This window comes from Providencia sp. R33, assembly GCF_019343475.1.
Classification (GTDB): Bacteria; Pseudomonadota; Gammaproteobacteria; order Enterobacterales; family Enterobacteriaceae; genus Providencia.
Genome location: NZ_CP072453.1, coordinates 3093571 through 3112191 on the forward strand (window position 1 = coordinate 3093571; position 18621 = coordinate 3112191).

Annotated in this window: 17 protein-coding genes; 14 read left to right on the top strand and 3 right to left on the bottom strand. The window is 42.1% G+C overall.

Features of this window, described 5'->3' with window-relative positions; translation table 11 throughout:
• Positions 1-39: 39 nt before the first annotated feature.
• Positions 40-1356 carry a polysaccharide deacetylase family protein gene (locus tag J6836_RS14530; RefSeq protein ID WP_219244710.1) on the bottom strand — a complete coding sequence of 439 codons (1317 nt, stop codon included), beginning with the start codon at positions 1354-1356 and terminating at the stop codon, positions 40-42.
• A gap of 343 nt (positions 1357-1699) precedes the next feature.
• On the opposite strand from J6836_RS14530, the gene J6836_RS14535 reads away from it, so the two are divergent.
• The 3 genes from J6836_RS14535 (at position 1700) to J6836_RS14545 (ending at position 5209) form a co-directional block, all read left to right on the top strand.
• A complete protein-coding gene (locus tag J6836_RS14535) occupies positions 1700-2812 on the top strand; it encodes a mandelate racemase/muconate lactonizing enzyme family protein (RefSeq protein ID WP_206083414.1) in 1113 nt (370 codons plus the stop codon).
• 192 nt (positions 2813-3004) lie between these two features.
• Positions 3005-4315 carry an MFS transporter gene (locus J6836_RS14540; RefSeq protein ID WP_219244711.1) on the top strand — a complete coding sequence of 437 codons (1311 nt, stop codon included), beginning with the start codon at positions 3005-3007 and terminating at the stop codon, positions 4313-4315.
• Positions 4316-4474: 159 nt separating this feature from the next.
• Positions 4475-5209: a Crp/Fnr family transcriptional regulator gene (locus J6836_RS14545; RefSeq protein WP_255586237.1), complete on the top strand. Its 735-nt coding sequence runs from the start codon at positions 4475-4477 to the stop codon at positions 5207-5209.
• Here the strand turns inward: J6836_RS14545 and exuR are convergent, their stop codons facing one another.
• Entirely contained in the window at positions 5210-5971 is a 762-nt protein-coding gene (exuR, locus tag J6836_RS14550; protein ID WP_219244712.1) for a transcriptional regulator ExuR, read from the bottom strand.
• Between the two features lie 238 nt (positions 5972-6209).
• On the opposite strand from exuR, the gene J6836_RS14555 reads away from it, so the two are divergent.
• The 7 genes from J6836_RS14555 (at position 6210) to J6836_RS14585 (ending at position 12589) form a co-directional block, all read left to right on the top strand.
• On the top strand, positions 6210-7703 hold the full coding sequence (locus J6836_RS14555; RefSeq protein WP_219244713.1) for a UxaA family hydrolase: 1494 nt from the start codon (positions 6210-6212) through the stop codon (positions 7701-7703).
• A gap of 191 nt (positions 7704-7894) precedes the next feature.
• Positions 7895-8746 (top strand): MurR/RpiR family transcriptional regulator, encoded by an 852-nt coding sequence (locus J6836_RS14560; protein WP_219244714.1) that lies wholly within the window; start codon positions 7895-7897, stop codon positions 8744-8746.
• A gap of 186 nt (positions 8747-8932) precedes the next feature.
• Positions 8933-9364 (top strand): PTS sugar transporter subunit IIA, encoded by a 432-nt coding sequence (locus J6836_RS14565; protein WP_219244715.1) that lies wholly within the window; start codon positions 8933-8935, stop codon positions 9362-9364.
• Positions 9365-9373: 9 nt separating this feature from the next.
• On the top strand, positions 9374-9847 hold the full coding sequence (locus J6836_RS14570; protein WP_219244716.1) for a PTS system mannose/fructose/N-acetylgalactosamine-transporter subunit IIB: 474 nt from the start codon (positions 9374-9376) through the stop codon (positions 9845-9847).
• A gap of 45 nt (positions 9848-9892) precedes the next feature.
• On the top strand, positions 9893-10684 hold the full coding sequence (locus tag J6836_RS14575) for a PTS mannose/fructose/sorbose/N-acetylgalactosamine transporter subunit IIC (RefSeq protein ID WP_219244717.1): 792 nt from the start codon (positions 9893-9895) through the stop codon (positions 10682-10684).
• On the top strand, positions 10681-11532 hold the full coding sequence (locus J6836_RS14580; protein WP_206083405.1) for a PTS system mannose/fructose/sorbose family transporter subunit IID: 852 nt from the start codon (positions 10681-10683) through the stop codon (positions 11530-11532). Before J6836_RS14575 ends, J6836_RS14580 begins: the two co-directional genes overlap by 4 nt.
• Before the next feature lie 13 nt (positions 11533-11545).
• The gene (locus J6836_RS14585) at positions 11546-12589 is read left to right on the top strand and encodes a tyrosine-protein phosphatase (RefSeq protein WP_219244718.1); all 1044 of its coding nucleotides are present in this window, start codon (positions 11546-11548) and stop codon (positions 12587-12589) included.
• Between the two features lie 198 nt (positions 12590-12787).
• On the opposite strand, the gene araD is transcribed toward J6836_RS14585, so the two are convergent.
• Positions 12788-13486 carry an L-ribulose-5-phosphate 4-epimerase gene (gene araD / locus J6836_RS14590; RefSeq protein ID WP_219244719.1) on the bottom strand — a complete coding sequence of 233 codons (699 nt, stop codon included), beginning with the start codon at positions 13484-13486 and terminating at the stop codon, positions 12788-12790.
• 454 nt (positions 13487-13940) lie between these two features.
• Between araD and J6836_RS14595 the strand changes: the two genes are divergently transcribed.
• The 4 genes from J6836_RS14595 (at position 13941) to J6836_RS14610 (ending at position 18615) form a co-directional block, all read left to right on the top strand.
• Positions 13941-14753: a DeoR/GlpR family DNA-binding transcription regulator gene (locus J6836_RS14595; protein WP_219244720.1), complete on the top strand. Its 813-nt coding sequence runs from the start codon at positions 13941-13943 to the stop codon at positions 14751-14753.
• A gap of 213 nt (positions 14754-14966) precedes the next feature.
• Positions 14967-15959, top strand: a complete 993-nt coding sequence (locus J6836_RS14600) for a substrate-binding domain-containing protein (protein ID WP_219249519.1) — start codon at positions 14967-14969, stop codon at positions 15957-15959.
• A gap of 156 nt (positions 15960-16115) precedes the next feature.
• Positions 16116-17633: a sugar ABC transporter ATP-binding protein gene (locus J6836_RS14605; protein WP_219244721.1), complete on the top strand. Its 1518-nt coding sequence runs from the start codon at positions 16116-16118 to the stop codon at positions 17631-17633.
• The gene (locus J6836_RS14610) at positions 17626-18615 is read left to right on the top strand and encodes an ABC transporter permease (protein ID WP_206083400.1); all 990 of its coding nucleotides are present in this window, start codon (positions 17626-17628) and stop codon (positions 18613-18615) included. Before J6836_RS14605 ends, J6836_RS14610 begins: the two co-directional genes overlap by 8 nt.
• Positions 18616-18621: the final 6 nt, after the last annotated feature.

The window sequence follows — 18621 nt, forward strand, 5'->3', positions numbered from 1 at the left end:
GTTTTCGTTTTGAAAACTCAGTGCGTTAAGAAAAACTGGTTACTTATCAACAATAATGTTTTGGTTCACAACGCTTTGCTCGCTGTTGCCCACCATTTGAGCAAATTTATCCAGTGGGTCGGTACGAAACGCATATAAGCGTTTTAAAGCAAATGGATTATCTCCTAGATTCACTTTTCCTTGGATCGTCGTCACCGCGATATGCAGCCCAGCCTCTTTGGCTGCCTCCATCGCCGATGCGTTATAACCACCAAACGGGTAGGCTAAATAACGCTGATCTGGCTCGAAGTTGCTCAAAATCTTCATCGAACGTTTAAAATCCAACATGATCGTGTGTTCTTTGCGACTAAATAAAATAGGCGAGTTATGGTTATCTAAACGGTGTAAAAAATGCGTATGAGACTGGATATTAAAGACATCTTGGCTATTTTTGATTTCTTGTTTGCTCATAAATTGCAACGAGTCTGCCGACCACTTTTGCGGCTGCGTTTTAATCCGTGAGGAAATCACAAATAACGTCGCTTGCTGCTGGTTATCCCTTAAAATGGGCAGCGCATAGCGGTAAACCGATTTCAAACCATCATCAAAGGTGAGTACCACGGCTTTGCCCGGCAGATTGGCCGTTTTATTTAAATAATCTTCCACATCTTCTAGAGACAGTGTTTGGTAACCCGCCTCTTTCAGGTAATTCATTTGCTCGCTGAATGCCTTAACGGATGTCGTGGTCGAGGTGTGGCGGAAGTTTTTATTTTCGCTATCTTGCAAAATATGGTGATAGGTTAAAATAGGAATGCCTTTATCCAGTGCCACATCCTGTAATCGAACATAGCCCAAACGGTCCCCTAGACGAATGGTTAACCACGCGGTTTTTTCCCCCGTTTTGTCCGTTTTAATCATTCGAGCTAAAACAGGGTAGCGCAAGTTATCCCATAAAGAAGCAATTTGTGAGCTATTGCTGTCGGTTGTACGGTAAACAGGGGTTTTTTGGTGGGTGATCAAATAATCATAAATCGGGTTCTGCAAATCATTTAGTCGATCCACTTCTGGCACATAACGGGGCTTTTTATCGGTAAAAGATGAGGTTTTCACAAAGGCATAATCATTGCCAAATTGCATTTCGCAGTAATCCCCTGAGGGGGAATAAGCGTAAAAACCGTGATCTGCATTTAGCTCAGCAACTGCTCGCATTTCACCTGCAATCGGTGAAAAGATAATTTCTGACGCTTTGGTCTGCACTAATTTTGGCGGGATATCGGCAAGTTTCCAATCATCGGTGCTGTTTATCTCAGCCGCCAGTGATTGAGAAATTGAGTTTACAAGTAACACGCAAAACAGTAAAAAAAATCGTTTATACATTTGTCATCCATCATCCACTGAGTTTTACCGCAATTATTCTAAACCTACTCAATAATTAACCCTATAGCTTGATAAAAATTTTTATTTTTTAATTAAAATCAATAGATTAGTCATATCATTATTAATTTCTCAAACTTTTCACTTTCAATTTAAATTCGCCAACTTAAGTTGTTATACCAATTTAAGTATTTATTTATGAGTTATCATACAAAATAAAGAGATCTAGCTCATATTTATCATTAAAAAACGGCTCGTCGGCACAATCTGTAAATCATTTGACAGTTAATTCCAATTCTCACTGCTAGATTGGCTCTCAGTCACTTTTCAACACCTGGGAATAGCAATGAAAATAAAAGAAATTAGCACCTTTATCATGCACGTACCGGTCACCAACGACCTAATCGGCGATTCAACCCACAGCATTACCCACTGGGGGATGCCGGGTGTGATGATTAAAACAGAGTGCGGTTTAGTCGGTTATGGCCACACTGGCACACATGCAGACATTACAACAGACCGTTTAATTACCACCATCATTGAAGATGTATTTGGCCCTATGTTACTGGGTGAAGACCCGAACGAAGTGCGTTATTTACACCGCAAACTCACTCGTAGCTCCACCAATATTTGGGTAGGGCGTGGGGGGTTAATGCAAATGGCAATCTCCGCCATTGATATCGCACTGTGGGATTTAAAAGCCAAAGCGGCGCAGCAACCTCTATGGCAGTTATTTGGCGGTTCGAAGCACAATAAAGTGAATGCGTATAACACCGACTGCGGTTGGTTAGTGCGCAGCCAAGACGACCTTGTTGATGACTGTAAAAAAATGATCTTCGAAGAAGGTTTTAAAGCCATCAAAATGAAGATTGGTAAACCGGATCCACGGGAAGATTTACAACGTATCGAAGCCGTTCGCAACGCAATCGGCGACGATATTGACTTAATGGTTGATGCGAATGGTAAATGGGACATCAGCATCGCTAAGCAATATGGCCACCGTTTGAATGATTTCAATATCAAATGGTTTGAAGAACCACTGTGGCACGATGATGTGGCGAGCCATAAGCAATTAGCGGCTTATATGGATACGCCAATCGCTTTAGGTGAATTGCTGTATCACAATGATTCATTTAAAGAATTTGTACTCGCTGGTGCTGTTGATTACTTACAACCGGATGCAACTCGTTGTGGTGGCTTAACCGCAGTGTGGGAAATAGCCGACCTCGGTATGGCATTTAACCTGCCAGTCACACCGCACCATGGCGATATGATGCAGGCACAATTGCATCTCGTAATGGCGCACCCTGCCTGTTCATTATTGGAATTTATTCCATGGACACTGGACTGCTTTGTTGACCCAGTGGAAGTGGTTGACGGTGTGTACAGCACCCCGACCGCACCAGGCGCGGGCACAACGTTAAAACCAGAAGCATTAGCAAAATTTAACGTGAAATAATAAAAAATCCCTTTCCTGATATTTTACTTATTCACAGCAAGGGAAAGGGAAATAAATAACAAGAATTATTCATTTAAATTACCTATTTAATAGCTCTATACTCTACTCTGCTGGTTTCTCAGTGGTGGGCTAAACACGTAATAAAAATGAATAGATAACATCATTACCTTATAAAAAATACTGGGGTGAACCATGTCCACCAATATTGACCACTTATCATCAGCAACCAGCAAAGCGATACGAAAAATAATACCGATGGTGGTATTAATGTTCATATTAGCTTACTTGGACCGCTCGAATATTGGCTTTGCTAAACAAGAATTTCAGCTAACAACAGGGTTAAGCGACGCCGCTTATGCATTCGGCGCAGGGATTTTCTTTATCGGTTACGCATTATTTGAAGTGCCGAGTAATATCTTGTTATACCGCATTGGTGCACGAGTTTGGTTATCGCGCATCATGGTCACATGGGGGTTAATCTCTGCGGCGATGATGTTTGCCCATGATGAAACTACCTTTATTGTCTTACGCTTTTTACTCGGTGTCAGTGAAGCCGGCTTTTTTCCTGGGGTTATCTTATATTTAACCTTCTGGTTCCCACAAAACATCCGTGCGCGAGTCACAGGCTACTTCCTGTTTGGTGCGCCACTGGCATTTATTATTGGTGGGCCATTATCCGGTTCATTACTTGCCTTAGAAGGCTCATCCTTTGCCTTTGGGTTATACGGCTGGCAGTTAATGTTTGTTGTGGAAGGCTTATTAGCTTCCATCGTCGGGGTCTGGGTATTCTTCTACCTTGATGATCGCCCAGAAAAAGCGAAATGGCTAACGGATGACGAGAAAAATGCCCTTGCTGCGAAACTTGCATTAGAAGAAGACGCGAAAAAAGGCCACAGCCCGAAAGGTGCGCTGAGTGCCCTGCTAGATATGCGCGTTCTCTACCTATGCTTGATTTGGTTCACCGTCCAAGTGTGTGGATACGGCATTTATTTCTTCTTACCAACACAAATCGCGACATTATTAGGCAGTAAAGTGGGCGTGTTAGTCGGCTTTGTGACAGCAATTCCACCACTGTGTGCGGCTATCGCGGTTTACTATGTGCCTCGTATTTCTGAGCGCTTAAAAGAGCGCCGCAAAGTCGCTGCCATTACTTTTATGTTAGGGGCTGCAGGGATTGCGGTATCAGGCTTATTCGATAGCATTCCAGTGATTGCCATCATTGCGCTGTGCGTAGCAGCTGCAGGTCACTTAGCGATGCAACCTCTGTACTGGAGCTTCCCATCGGCTTATTTAGGCGGAACAGCGGCAGCATCAGGTATCGCTTTAATTAACTCAGTGGGCAACTTAGGCGGCTTTGTCGCACCAAACTTAAGAGTCTGGGCAGAAACCACCTTTGAATCCGCACGAGCTGGCTTGTATTTCATTGCGTTAGTCGCCTTTATCGGCGGCCTGTTAATCCTCACATTGAAAAAACTCGGCATCGAAAAGAAATTTGAAGACTAATTTCGTTTGATGTCAAACCTTCCCGAGTCATCATTGGTGGCTCGGGATTTTCTATTTTTCGATCAAACCCATTGAATTACCTGTTGCTGTTGTTCATGATTGAACATAACCCTACCCAATGCCATGATAAGGCTTATGACTCATGCAGGGAGCATTCAAATGAACATTGCTGTACAAAACAGTCAGTTGGTTATGACGCATGCTGAAGTGCTAGACGTTTTACAAACCAATAGCTGGTTCAGTAACTTACCAGATTATTTGAGTAACGCTCTGATGGAGTGCGCCACGCTGCGTTTTTATAATGACAGTGAGATGGTTCACTACCAAGGTGATCCTGCTCGCGGGTTGTATGCGGTCATCCAAGGTTCAGTAAAGGTCAGTTCTATTTCCACCGATGGGCGCGAATGTGTGTTTCGTTACCTTTCCCCCGGCAACTGGTTTGGCGAAATAGCCATGCTGGATAAATCAGCACGCACCCATGATGCTAAAGCCATTAGCCCAACAATCTTGCTGACCATATCCCCAAAAGATCTTTCTCTGATCTTGGAAAAGCACCCGGTTTTCTATCAATTTTTAAATATTCTACTCTGTAAAGTGATCCGCAATGCATTCACGATTATTAATGACAGCGCCCTGCTTTCAGTTTCTGCAAGGCTGGCAAAACGTCTTTTAAGTTTAGCGGAAGGCTATGGAGAACCCCATGAAAAAGGCACTCAGTTGAGTTTATACCTCACTCAAGATGACCTTGCGACGATTATTAATACCACTCGCCAAACCATCAATAAGCGCTTGGTAGCATGGGAAAAATTAGGCTGGATTGATGCAAAATACGGGAAAATTGTCTTAGTAAACCTTCCCGCATTAAAGCAAATTTCAGAGGATGATGAAGACTAGTTAGTCGTTTTGGTCAACCGGTGGGCTATCGGCAAAGAAATAGCGATCCATGGTAAATTCAAAGTCGTCACTGGTGGCGTTAAACAACATCTTTTTGGTGTTTTCTAAGTGCTGCCACATGGCTTGCCTTGCACCTTTTGGGTCGCGACGGGCTAATGCCTGTAAAATTTGGTCGTGCTCATCACACCAACTTTCAATCGAGCGGTTATCGATGTGCTCATGCAGTTTTAACCAATACGGGTTACGTAACCGTTGGCTCCACATTTGTTCAACAATCACCACCATAGCGCTGTTATGGGTCGAAGCCGCAATTTGCATATGAAATGCCAGATCCCACGCTGAATCACGAAAACGGTCTTCTTTGCGTGCATTCTTTTGAATTTCAAGAAGTTTTAAAATATCTTCTTTGGTGGCTTGAGTGGCGGCAAACTCCGCAATGTGGCTTTCGATCAACTGCCTCGCTTGCAATAATTCAAACGGCCCACAACGGCTAAACTCCAAACCCCCTTCAGTGTTGACAGAGTTATTAGACCGATTACTGATAACATGTATACCAGAGCCTTTCCGAACATCCACATAGCCTTCCACTTCTAACATGATAATAGCTTCACGGATCACTGTACGGCTGACATTCATTTCTTCAGCTAATAACCTTTCTGCAGGTAATTTAGTGCCAACAGGGTATTCATCATTTTCAATACGTTCTTTAACCAGTGCAGCCACTTGCTGGTACAGGCGCGGTTCGCTCTCAGCTGAGCTCATGATTTTCTCCTTTTGCAGTATGGCCTAACTTGGCAACGCTTTGATGGCTTTAGTATAACGAAATTACCCAATGATGGGGAAGCAAGAATATGACCAAGGAATAATTTCGCTGAAAATTGGTATAATATCTTTTAAAGTTATAAACCAGATCGTATAATGCATGAAAATTAGGCAGCAAAATTGAAAATTATCACCCAACTGATCTTTTCAGTCCGATGTACCGCCCAGGGAGCAAAACATGCAAAAAGAAATTATTAAAATACATACTCATGACAATGTCGCCGTCACACTAATCGATAGGTTGGCTGGAGATACATTCACCATTGAAGATCAATCAATTACATTGAAAGAAGATGTGAGCCGCGGCCATAAGATTGCCTTAACGGCCATTGAAACAGGCAAAAATATCATGAAATACGGGGCACCAATAGGCCACGCCACCGTAGACATTAACATTGGTGAGCATGTACACACTCACAATACCGCAACGAATCTTAGCGCATTAAATGATTATGAATATCACCCTGAGCATAATGCGATTTCTGCGACCGTGGCAGATCCTGACGTTCAACTCTATCGCCGTGCCAATGGTGAGGTGGCTATTCGCAATGAGATCTGGGTGATCCCAACGGTAGGTTGTGTCAACGCCCTCGCCCGTAAAATGATCGACCGTTTCCAAAAACAAAATAGCAACGCGACTGATATTGATGGAGTGTATTTATACAACCACACCTTAGGCTGCTCCCAATTGGGGGACGATCACTTAACCACCCGCACAATTTTGCAAGATATGGTAAAGCACCCGAATGCAGGGGGCGTATTAGTGATTGGACTTGGCTGCGAAAATAACCAAGTTGCCGCCTTTAAAGAAACTCTCGGTGAATTTGATGCAGACCGCGTTAAGTTTATGGTGTGCCAACAATTAGAAGATGAAATTGAAGCAGGTGTTGAGCATCTTAACGAACTTTATCAAGTTGTTAGGCAAGATAAACGTGTCGCAGGCAAACTCAGTGAAGTGAAATTTGGCCTCGAATGTGGCGGATCCGATGGGTTATCGGGGATCACCGCAAACCCATTATTAGGCTGTTTTTCTGACTTTTTGGTGAGCCATAACGGGACGACTGTATTAACCGAAGTGCCTGAAATGTTTGGCGCAGAACAAATTTTAATGAACCATTGCCATGATGAAGAAACGTTTGAAAAAACAGTCGAGATGATCAACGATTTCAAACAGTATTTTATCGCCCATGATCAGCCGATTTATGAAAATCCATCTCCGGGAAATAAAGCGGGCGGTATTTCGACCCTTGAAGAAAAATCCCTCGGCTGTACACAAAAAGCGGGCACCAGCCAAGTCATGGATGTCTTGAAATACGGTGAACGCCTAACAACACCAGGCTTTAACTTATTGAGTGCACCGGGTAACGATGCCATTGCCACCAGTGCTTTGGGTGCAGCAGGCTGCCATATGGTGTTGTTCACCACAGGCCGTGGCACACCTTATGGCGGTTTCGTACCTACCTTAAAGATTGCGACAAACAATGAATTAGCCACTAAAAAGCCCCACTGGATTGACTTTAACGCAGGCGCACTGTTAAACGGTAAATCCATGAACCAATTACTGGATGATTTTATTTTGCACGTCGTCAAAATCGTCAATGGCGAACAGACCAAAAATGAAATCAATGATTTTCGTGAATTAGCGATTTTTAAAATGGGTGTCACGCTTTAATTTCAAGCACATCCCTATTGTTTTACATATGTGGGCAATAGGGATCCCTCTTCGTATTTTCCCCTGTATACAAATTATCAGCCATTGTTATTCGTTCGCGCACAATAAAGAAAAGTCATCATTTCGCTATTTTTAAGATATGGTAGGATCACGCTGAGATAACGATTTTCAATTTATTAGCAAGGTGAACGATGATAGATCTAAAACTTAGGGAAGCCAGAGACAGCCTATCAACCAAGGAAAAGCAGGTCGCTGAATACATTATTGCTAATAAAAAAAATATGCAAAGCATCAGTATTCAATCCCTAGCCCAAGAAAACAAAGTCAGCACGACAACTATCTTACGCCTGTGCCATAAGCTCGGTTACCAAGGCTTTAGCGAGCTTAAAATCGATTTAATTTCATCAATTAACAACAAATCATATGGCACGCTGCTGCAAGAAGACATTGATATCAATGACTCGATGGAAACGGTGAATTTTAAAGTCAGCCAAATCGAAAAATCGTCAATAGAAGAAACGTGTGCCTTAGTTAATCTCAATGCATTTGCACAAGCTAACGAGCTCATTAGCAAAAGCAAAAAAATTGTCATTTACGGTGCGGGGAGCAGTGGGTTAGTTGCCAAAGAGTTTGAATATCAACTTATTAAAATCAAAAAAGACGTTAATTGCCACCTCGACTACAGCATTCAATTTAGCATCGTAAATACGTTGGATAAAAACGACTTAGTGATTGTGATTTCCCATTCAGGGGAAAACCACGAGTGCATTAAGTTACTCACTTTAGCGCGTGAATTGCAGGTGCCAACCATTGCTATCACCAAGATGGGTCAAAGCTCAGTCTCTTCCTTAGCAGAAACCATTTTGCATACCACATCAACCGAAAATATCTCACGAATTATCCCTATTCGCTCAAAAATTTCACAGCTGACAGTTATTAATATGTTGATTACTAACCTGTTTATTAATCAGTATGATGAGCGTATCCAAAAGCAAATTAGCACCCGCGCAGAGCGTTTCTCACGCTTAAATAGCAACAATTAATTTTTATTTCTCTTCTTTATCTTCTCGAGGTGGCGCGATGTCGCCACTTCGATCTCGCTCACAAAACTGATCCTTTCTTACTCGCTTACTCTTTCCATTCGCCCTTTTTGTGATATTGTTACTTAAAAATAAATATATAAAAGTAATTTTATTACTAAAATAAAAACGAGATACAAAGGGGAAAAAATGAGCTCTCAACTACCCATCATACTGGCAAGCCATGGCCCTTTTGCACAAGGGTTACTGGAATGTGCAGAAATGCTAATTGGCACTCAGGAAGATATCAGCGTGATATCCATCCAACGAGAAAGCAATATCAATGAAGTCAAAAAGCAGTTATTCGATACCTATCAACAAATCAACCAAGGCAATGGTGTTCTCATTTTAGTTGACCTGCTCGGTGGTTCGCCATGCAACTTAGCCAGCGAACTAGTGTTAACACAAAATGATGTTGCGCTGTATTGCGGGATCAACGTCCCTACTTTCCTTGAAATTTTAAGTAACCGTGATTTGCCTTTACATAAAATTCATCAAGTTATCACTGACGTGTTCCCAGACAGCTGCATTAATGTAAGTGAACAACTTAAACCTTTAATTCAAGATGAAAACGAACTTTAGGAGTTAACCATGCCAATTAATGTTGCTCGTATAGATGACAGACTGATCCACGGACAAGTGATTACCACGTGGGTAAAAAACTTCGATATTGAACAAGTCATTATCGTGAATGACAAAGTTGCCAGCGATAGCGTACAGCAATCTGTGCTCACCATGGCTGCACCACCAGACTTGAAAGTAGTGGTTTTTGGTGTTGATAAATTTATCGATGTCTTGAAAAAAGCCGAAATCAAACGCCGCACCATGCTGCTTTTCACCAACAGCGTCGATGTGAACAAACTGGTTGAGAATGGCTTAAAACTTGAAAAACTCAATGTCGGCGGCATGCGGATGCAAGAAGGTCGCCGCAATTTATCCCGCGCCGTTGCGGTGACACCTGAAGAAGAACAAGCATTTAAGTCGTTAATCAACAACAACGTGGCCGTTGAAATTCAGATGGTACCAAAAGACCCGATTGTTGAATTGAAAACATTACTCAATTAATTCATTTATTTATGCTTATTTTGGCTAATAAGCAAGGAGCCTATTATGTTGGTTGAGGCCATTTTAATCGCAATTTGGGCGGGGATTTGTTCGCTGGATGATGTTGGTCCACAAATGCTCCGACGCCCACTGTTAACGGGTACTGTCGCCGGTATTATTATGGGCGATATGGTTCAAGGGTTAGCTATTAGTGCCACATTAGAGTTAATGTGGATGGGTATTGGTAACGTCGGCGCATACTCTGCACCTGATATTATTGCCGGTTCAATTATTGGTGTTGCGCTGGGTATTGCTTCAAATGGAGGGATTGCAGCGGGTATTGCCCTCGCCGTTCCTGTCTCCATTTTGTGTCAGCAATTACTGATCATTTGGCGCTCGTTTGCCAGTTTCTTAAACGTCTGGGCCAGTAAATCGATACTCGATGGTAACTACAGCGGCTTAACGAAAGTCCATTATTTTTCAACGCCATTGTGGTTTTTCATTCGCGCCATTCCCTGTTTTATTGCCGTCTACTTCGGTAGTGACTTAGTCAACAGTATCTTAAATGCCGTTCCAGAAAGCATCCTCACAGGCATGGGTGTCGCTTCTAAACTAATCCCTGCCGTCGGTATTTGTATCCTGTTATTGATGTTACTCAAAGGCAGAATGTGGTTCTTTTTCTTACTCGGATTCATGCTTACCACTTATTTAAAACTGCCAATCATTCCAATTACTTTTATCGCCCTAGCTTTCGCCGTTCTGTATGACATGGCGTTCGCTAATGGCATGCGCCAAGCACCAGAAGAAAAAGCGACTCAAACCTCCCAGAAAAACGAAGAAGAGGAGTATGACCTATGACCGATATCACTACCGATACTGTTTCAGATACGGCTTCTGAACAGAAAAAACTCACGAAAAAAGAGTTAAATGGGATGTTTTGGCGAATTCAGACCATGTCATTTTCCTATAACTACGAAAAGCTGCAAACCATTGGTTTTGCCCATTGCATGGTGCCTGTTCTCGATAAGCTGTATGAAAAAGCCGACCAAGAAACACGTATTAAAGCAATGCAGCGCCACTTTGAATTCTTTAATACCCAAATTAACGCAGGGGCACTGATCCTCGGTGTGACTGCGGCATTAGAAGAAAAAACTACCGAAGAAGAAAAAGAAGCCGTTGTTTCCGTAAAAGCAGGCCTCATGGGCCCTTTTGCGGGGCTTGGAGACAGCTTATTGAAGTTTACGTGGCTGCCAATCTGCGGAAGTATCGGTGCGGCCTTTGCACTTCAAGGCAATATTATTGGCCCGATACTGATGTTCCTGCTGTTTAACATCGTCAACATCGGTACCAAATATTTCTTTATTCATTACGGCTATAACAAAGGGGTTGATTTAATCGAGCAGTCGAAAAAATCAAATATCATTCAACGTATTACCAATATAGCGAACGTCGTCGGGGTGATGGTCCTAGGCTCTTTGATAGCCACCACCGTCAAACTCTCCACCCCACTAACCATTGCCGTGGGTGAACAGTCCATCAAAGTACAAGAGATGTTTGACAAAGTTATCCCTAACTTACTAACCCTATTATTTGCACTCGGGATTTTCTTCCTCGTACGTCGATTACAAGGAAAACATACAGTTGCACTGATTGTGGCCATTATGGTTCTCGGCGTGGTGTGTTCTATGTTTGGAATTTTAGGATGATTAAGGAAAATATATGGAAATCGCAGTAAATCGAATTGACGCGTCCACGCTGGAAATTAAATTCAGTGAAATACCCAGCTCACCAGCGGCTTTATATTGGACAGATGAGGCGAATATACAAATTCGCCCTGAGAATTTTATTACCGATAAATTGAAAAGCGCACTGACCGTGCACGACCCTTTAAATGCCAAACAACGTATTTATTTTATCTTGCAAACCGAAAGTGGGTGCCAACTGTTCGCTGAACGAACCTTGCCCATTGAAGGGTTAAATAACTTTCGTGACTTTGGGGGTTATACCACAACGGAAGGGAGACAGGTTAAATGGGGGATGTTATATCGCTCGAACCATCTGTTTAATTTAAGTGAGCAGGCCAAAAATTATCTTTCTCACCTCGGTATTAAAAGTATTATTGATTATCGAACTCAAAATGAAATCAATAAATTCCCTAACTGCCCTATTGGTGAAGATAAAACCTATCATTTAGATGCAACGGCACAAACCGCAGAACTTGCAGCGCAGTTTGCGGCCTCGCCAGACAATGAAGATAAAGCGTTAATTGAAAGTGTTATCCACCATATTCCCAAAGAAATGGTTAACGGTGATGGACTGCAAATATTGGAGCAATATCGCCAATTTGTTATCAGCGAGAAATCTAAAATTGCCTTCCACCAAATGATTAAAGTATTGCTCGATGAACATAATAGTCCGAGTATTCAACACTGTAGAGGTGGTAAGGACCGAACAGGTTATGGTGCTTTGCTGATCCTTTCAATGTTGGGCGTACCCAAGGAAACCATTGTGCAAGACTATATGGTAACGCATTTTAATCGGCTTGCACGTAATGAAATTAAAATGTCAGGCTATCGAAAGATCACACAAGACCAAAATGTTTTGGATTATTTGCTTTCATTAATTGATACCAAAGAGGCGTTTATTATTGAGGTCTTTAAGGCAATGGAAGAAATCTCAGGCTCAGTTGAAGCTTATATTAAAAATGAGCTTAAATTTACCGATGACGATATCAAAAAATTGAAAACCATTTATTTAGATTAATTTCTATTTAAATAAAAAATTAAAATTGATTAATTTAGCTGATTAAACGCTAGGGAAATTAATTTTCAAAAAATGACAAAATAGCCACACTGGATCATTCCTTGTGGCTATTTTTATTTAAAAAATAGTGATAATGATTTAATTCCTAGAAATATTATCAACTATTTTTATTATGTTTAAATATGAATTATTAAAGATTTACTTCTGGCCATAATACGCATTTTTGCCGTGCTTGCGTAAATAATGTTTATCTAAAAGTTCTTGCTGCATTGCGCCCACCGCAGGCTGTAATTGGCGAGTAAATAAGTTCATATAGGCAATCTCTTCCAAAACGACTGCATTATGCACGGCGTTATCAGGGCTCGTTCCCCATGCAAAAGGGCCATGGCTATTGACCAATACTGCAGGGACATCTTTTGCTGTAATGCCTTTTTCTTTAAAGGTTTCAATAATGACATTACCCGTTTCCCTTTCATAATCACCGGCAATTTCACTTTCAGTCATTAAACGCGTACACGGAATTTCACCGTAAAAATAGTCAGCGTGTGTGGTGCCTAACGCACTTAATGGTTGCCCTGCTTGCGCCCAAATGGTTGCGTGGCGCGAGTGAGTATGCACAATGCCACCGATTTCAGGAAATGCCTTGTAAAGGGCTAAATGGGTGTCTGTATCAGAAGAGGGACGGTATTTCCCTTCCACCACTTTCCCCGTTTCTAATGAAACGACGACCATGTCTTCTGCCTGCATAGTTTCATAATCCACACCCGACGGCTTAATCACCATCAGACCCGCTTCACGGTCAATCCCACTGACATTTCCCCAAGTGAACGTCACTAAGTTGTGTTTTGGTAAAGCAAGGTTCGCTTCAAAGACTTGTTGTTTGAGTTTTTCTAACATAATGATCCCCTAGCTATAAAATTTGCTTAAATATCAACAACAAAAATTTATTCTCTGGGTGTGTTTTGTGTGTTGATAACCTGTCTCTACCTATTAAGGTAAACAGATTTTGCTGATTTAAAAAGCAGCCACATTTACAAACTCGCAACAATTCAGGCCAAATCAGTCATACTCGGGCATGCTTAGTCATCTTTAGTCAATTTCATCGTGTGGTAAGGTGACCGAGTTAGACCAATCTTTTTTGCTTCTTATGAATAACGCGGAAAGATAAGGCAAATAACGAGATTAAAATCACAATTTTAATGTAACAAATTAATGTTTATTTCAAACATAAGCGGACTAGATCACTATCAGATGCTTTGTTTTTTTCAAAAAGGGATTACTTGAATCCAGTCACGACAAAAAAAAAGTAACGCAGGCAGAATAAATATCGTGGAAAGAATAGGAGCTAAAAATGTTACAAGCCGAACGACATAAATTAATTTGTTCCCATGTTGTGCAAAATGGTTCGGCGTTAGTGCGTGAATTAGCTCAGTTATGCTTAGTTTCCCAAGAAACAATTCGCCGCGATTTAACGGTGCTAGAACGTGAAAACCGGATTATTCGTAGCTTCGGCGGCGCCGTTGCTATTGACCAAGAAGAAATGCCGATGGTCAACGTAATGCCATCCTCGGTCAAACTCAGTCAAATGGTTGATGGTGCAGAGTCTTTTCGCAAAAGAACTGAAGAACACCCTGATGCGAAAATGAAAATTTCCAAAGCTGCGCTGAAATTTATCCAGCCTGGCGACTGTATTATGTTAGATAACAGTAGTACATGCTGGTTTCTGGCAAGGCAAATTCCAGATATCGATATTACGGTGGTCACAAATTCCGTCAAAATTATCCAAGCCTTAGCGTGCCGCGACCGAGTACGTGTCATTGGGATTGGTGGTGAATATTCAGAGCGCCATGATGATTTCCATGGCCCAATCGCTGAAAGTATTATTCGTAGCTTTCAAATAAAAACATTATTTCTATCATGCCAAGGTTTTAATATTGAAAATGGTATTCGTGATGGCAGCGAAATAAACTCAAAACTCAAAAATATTATGTTGCAAGTATCTGAGAATACCGTTTTGCTCGCAGATAACAGTAAGCTTGGGAAATATGCATTTAGCCAAGTTTGTACATTCGATGATATTAACGTACTCATTACCAATAAGCTGAATGATACTAATTTTCAAACGCAATTTCCGAATTTAAATATTATCGAGTGCGATAAGTAATTTATTAAAATATAAAAAGTCCGTAACCGTGATGTAAGTAAAATAATAATTGTTGATTTATTTTCTGTATTAAAAAAGTGCGGGGATATTATGCACCCATAATTCCTGAGCACCTAATTATAGGCATACCTAAATTCGATAATACCATTGACCCTACGTTGATGAGATAGCCGATTTTAGTATCCATCTACACTAAGGAATACAACTATGAACATGAAGAAGCTAGTTTTACCTTGTTTAATGAGCGTTGCACTGTTTTCAAATGTTGCGATGGCTGAATCTCAAAAAGCACAAAAACCATTTACCATGGGCGTTGTGGTGAAAGTCGGTGGTATTCCTTGGTTTAACGTGATGGAACAAGGGATTACCGAAGAAGGTAAAAAACTCGGTGTGAATGCATTCCAAGTTGGTCCAACAACAGCTGACCCTGCGGAACAAGTTCGTGCAATTGAAGATTTAATCGCGAAAAAAGTGGATGTAATCGGTGTCGTGCCAAACGATGCAAAAGTGCTTGAGCCTGTACTGAAACGTGCACAAGAAGCGGGTATCAAAGTTATCACCCACGAATCACCAAACCAAACTAACGCAGACTGGGACTTTGAATTACTCGACACCCAAAGCATGGGCGCTAACCATATGAGAGATATGGCGGCCTGTATGGGTGAAGAAGGTAAATACGCCATGTTTGTTGGTAGCTTAACTGTTCCTCTGGTAAATGAGTGGGCAGATGCCGCTATCGCTTACCAAAAAGCTAACTACCCGAAAATGCAAATGGTCGATGACCGTTTCGGCGTAGCTGAATCCGTTGATGACTCAATGCGTACCGCTAATGACCTGTTATCCAAACATAAAGACCTAAAAGGCATCATGTCATTCGGTTCACAAGGCCCTATCGGTGCGGGCCGTGCTATCGATAAACGCCGTAAAAATGCGGAAACTTGTGTATTCGGTACTTTCACCCCAGGCCAAGGTATCAAATTACTGGAAAAAGGCGCCATTGATGGCGGCTATATTTCCAATCCAAAAGTGGCAGGACAAGTTTTCGTTCAAGTTGCGACCGCAATGATGAATGGCGAAGAGATCAAAGATGGCGTTTCAATCGGTGATATGGGTGAAATTAAAGTCAGTGGCAACACAATTTTAAGCGATAACCCAGTCAACCTGAATATTGAAAATACCAAAAAACTGGTTGAAGTCGGCCTGTAATTACTATCTATAAAATGTCATATAAAACAAAAAAATAAGATTGACCCAGATTTTAAATTTTCTGTTTTCAAATCGTTCGAGTTGCCCCAATAGCGCGGCAGCTCGAACGCTGAAGAACAAGCCAACACCAATTTATTTGCAGTAGGAATTGTACTTATGACAACCACCTCAAAAGCTGACAAATCCGATCCACTCATTACCTTGCGCGACCTTTCCAAAAGCTTTGGCGGCCACCGCGCGCTACGCAATATCGATTTGACGCTCAACAAAGGTGAAGTGCACTGCTTAGCGGGCACGAATGGGTGCGGGAAGAGCACACTGATCAAAACCATTAGTGGTGTCTATGCCCCTGATGACGGTAGTAAAATTGAGATAGACGGCAAAAGCTATAACCGTTTAACGCCAGACAAAGCGCGTGAATTAGGCGTGCAAGTTATCTACCAAGATTTATCGTTATTTCCGAACTTAACCGTTGCGGAAAATATCGCTTTTGAGCTGAATCTCAAAGGCTATTTTGGCTGGTTTCGTAAAAAACAACTGCGTGAGAAAGCGTTAGAAATCTTAAACGAGTTGTCTTTTACCATCAATCCAGATACCCCCGTGCAGTTTTTACCTATCGCCCAGCGCCAGCAAGTGGCAATTTGCCGTGCATTAGTCGCAGACGCACGTCTAGTGATTATGGATGAACCAACAGCGTCATTAACCCGTACCGAAGTAAACCAGCTTTTATCTACCGTTAACTATTTAAAAGATAAAGGCATTACGGTCGTATTTGTTAGCCACCGTTTGGAAGAAGTAAAAGAAATTTCAGACCGTATTACGGTAATCCGTGATGGGCAAAAAATTGGCACATGGCCTGCTGAAGGCCTGACTACCCGTAAAATTACTGAACTCATGACAGGTTTAGACATCGTCCATGAGCGTAAACCACCAAATAATGCCGAAGACCGCCGTTCAGTGTTAGAACTGAAAAATTTAAGCCGTGCGGGGCAATATAGCGATGTTTCACTGAACCTCAAACGCGGTGAAGTACTGGGTTTATGTGGGTTGTTAGGTTCTGGCCGTACTGAGCTCGCCTTATCATTGTTTGGGATCACCCACCCCGATAGCGGTGAAATGAACATTGAAGGCAAGCCAGTTAAGTTAAAAAACAACACCGATGCGATTAAACACGGTATTGGTTATGTGTCTGAAGACCGCCTGACATTAGGCGCGATTTTGCAGCAATCCATCGCGGACAATATGGTGATTTCAATTCTGGATCGCCTCAAAACTCCACTGCATTTAATCGATGAAAAACAGTGCCAAGATATTGTGCAAGAGTGGATTACCGACTTAGACATCAAAGTCACTGACCCGAATAACGCCCTCTCAACGTTATCTGGCGGTAACCAACAAAAAGTGGTACTGGCGAAATGGATTTTAACACGCCCTAAAGTGTTGATTCTCGATTCGCCAACTGTTGGGGTCGATATTGGTGCAAAAGACAGTATTTATAAACTGATCCACCGTTTATCCGGTGTCGGTATTTCCATTTTGTTAATTACCGATGAAGCCTCCGAAGCTTATTACAACTGCGACCGAATTTTACATATGAAACAAGGCTCTATCGTCAAAGAAATTGTGACGGATTCCATCAATGAGCAGCAATTGGAGGAAATCATCAATGGCTAATTGGCAAAAACTTCGCCCCCAATCTGTTGAAGGTTGGTTAACGTGGGTCATATTGATTATGGTGATTTTCTTCACCACCATGAGCCCACAATTTCTGACGATCCAAAACTTACTCGACCTAAGTGAAAGCTATGCAGTCACCGGTATCTTTGCTTTAGGGTTATTTGTTGTTTTGGTCACGGGCGGGATTGATATTTCCTTCGCAGCTGTGGCCTCCGTCGTTCAATACGTCATTGCCACGTGGCTACTGCAAGGCTTTATTGCCAGCCCTGCATTAAGTATCACGCTAGCGATTATCATCGGGATCACTTTCGGTTTAATCAACGCGATTTTGATTTACTCTCTGAATGTGGTGTCGATCATTATCACCATCAGTATGCAATCACTGCTATTCGGTATGTTGATGTGGCTAACCAACGGGCACAGCATTTATGACCTGCCTGATTGGTGGGTCGACCCTGTGACCATCTTACCTTTCGAGGTAGACGGGGAATATTACCAAATTGGTTTACCACTAGTTGTCATGTTGGGGATCGCCTGTTTAACGTGGATTTTAATGAATAAAACCCATATTGGCCGCCAACTTTATGCGGTTGGGGGTAGCCAAGAATCGGCATCTCGTATCGGTATTCGGGTATGGGTTATCTACCTGTTTGCGTACGGTTATCTCGGTGCAATGGCAGCCATTGGTGGCATGTTGCAAACCTACCGTATGAGCGAAGTTGTACCAAGCGCCCTCGTTGGTGGAGAGTTAGATGTGCTCGCAGCGGCTGTATTAGGTGGCGCTAGCTTATCGGGTGGGCGCGGAAGCGTTATCGGTACGCTGATGGGGGTATTCCTCATCGGTATCTTGAAAAATGGCCTTAACCTGATTGGTGTCTCAAACTACTTCGTCAATATCGTCATCGGTATGGTTATCCTCATTGCGATTTGTATTACCCACTATAAGAAACGCAAAGAGACGGACGTAGGTTTTGTTTAACAGGAA

What these genes read in the sequence shown, in the direction of transcription:
- J6836_RS14530 (WP_219244710.1), bottom strand. Translation starts at nt 1,356, where the DNA reads ATGTATAAACGATTTTTTTTACTGTTTTGCGTGTTACTTGTAAACTCA.
- J6836_RS14535 (WP_206083414.1), top strand. Translation starts at nt 1,700, where the DNA reads ATGAAAATAAAAGAAATTAGCACCTTTATCATGCACGTACCGGTCACC.
- J6836_RS14540 (WP_219244711.1), top strand. Translation starts at nt 3,005, where the DNA reads ATGTCCACCAATATTGACCACTTATCATCAGCAACCAGCAAAGCGATA.
- J6836_RS14545 (WP_255586237.1), top strand. Translation starts at nt 4,475, where the DNA reads ATGAACATTGCTGTACAAAACAGTCAGTTGGTTATGACGCATGCTGAA.
- exuR (WP_219244712.1), bottom strand. Translation starts at nt 5,971, where the DNA reads ATGAGCTCAGCTGAGAGCGAACCGCGCCTGTACCAGCAAGTGGCTGCA.
- J6836_RS14555 (WP_219244713.1), top strand. Translation starts at nt 6,210, where the DNA reads ATGCAAAAAGAAATTATTAAAATACATACTCATGACAATGTCGCCGTC.
- J6836_RS14560 (WP_219244714.1), top strand. Translation starts at nt 7,895, where the DNA reads ATGATAGATCTAAAACTTAGGGAAGCCAGAGACAGCCTATCAACCAAG.
- J6836_RS14565 (WP_219244715.1), top strand. Translation starts at nt 8,933, where the DNA reads ATGAGCTCTCAACTACCCATCATACTGGCAAGCCATGGCCCTTTTGCA.
- J6836_RS14570 (WP_219244716.1), top strand. Translation starts at nt 9,374, where the DNA reads ATGCCAATTAATGTTGCTCGTATAGATGACAGACTGATCCACGGACAA.
- J6836_RS14575 (WP_219244717.1), top strand. Translation starts at nt 9,893, where the DNA reads ATGTTGGTTGAGGCCATTTTAATCGCAATTTGGGCGGGGATTTGTTCG.
- J6836_RS14580 (WP_206083405.1), top strand. Translation starts at nt 10,681, where the DNA reads ATGACCGATATCACTACCGATACTGTTTCAGATACGGCTTCTGAACAG.
- J6836_RS14585 (WP_219244718.1), top strand. Translation starts at nt 11,546, where the DNA reads ATGGAAATCGCAGTAAATCGAATTGACGCGTCCACGCTGGAAATTAAA.
- araD (WP_219244719.1), bottom strand. Translation starts at nt 13,486, where the DNA reads ATGTTAGAAAAACTCAAACAACAAGTCTTTGAAGCGAACCTTGCTTTA.
- J6836_RS14595 (WP_219244720.1), top strand. Translation starts at nt 13,941, where the DNA reads ATGTTACAAGCCGAACGACATAAATTAATTTGTTCCCATGTTGTGCAA.
- J6836_RS14600 (WP_219249519.1), top strand. Translation starts at nt 14,967, where the DNA reads ATGAAGAAGCTAGTTTTACCTTGTTTAATGAGCGTTGCACTGTTTTCA.
- J6836_RS14605 (WP_219244721.1), top strand. Translation starts at nt 16,116, where the DNA reads ATGACAACCACCTCAAAAGCTGACAAATCCGATCCACTCATTACCTTG.
- J6836_RS14610 (WP_206083400.1), top strand. Translation starts at nt 17,626, where the DNA reads ATGGCTAATTGGCAAAAACTTCGCCCCCAATCTGTTGAAGGTTGGTTA.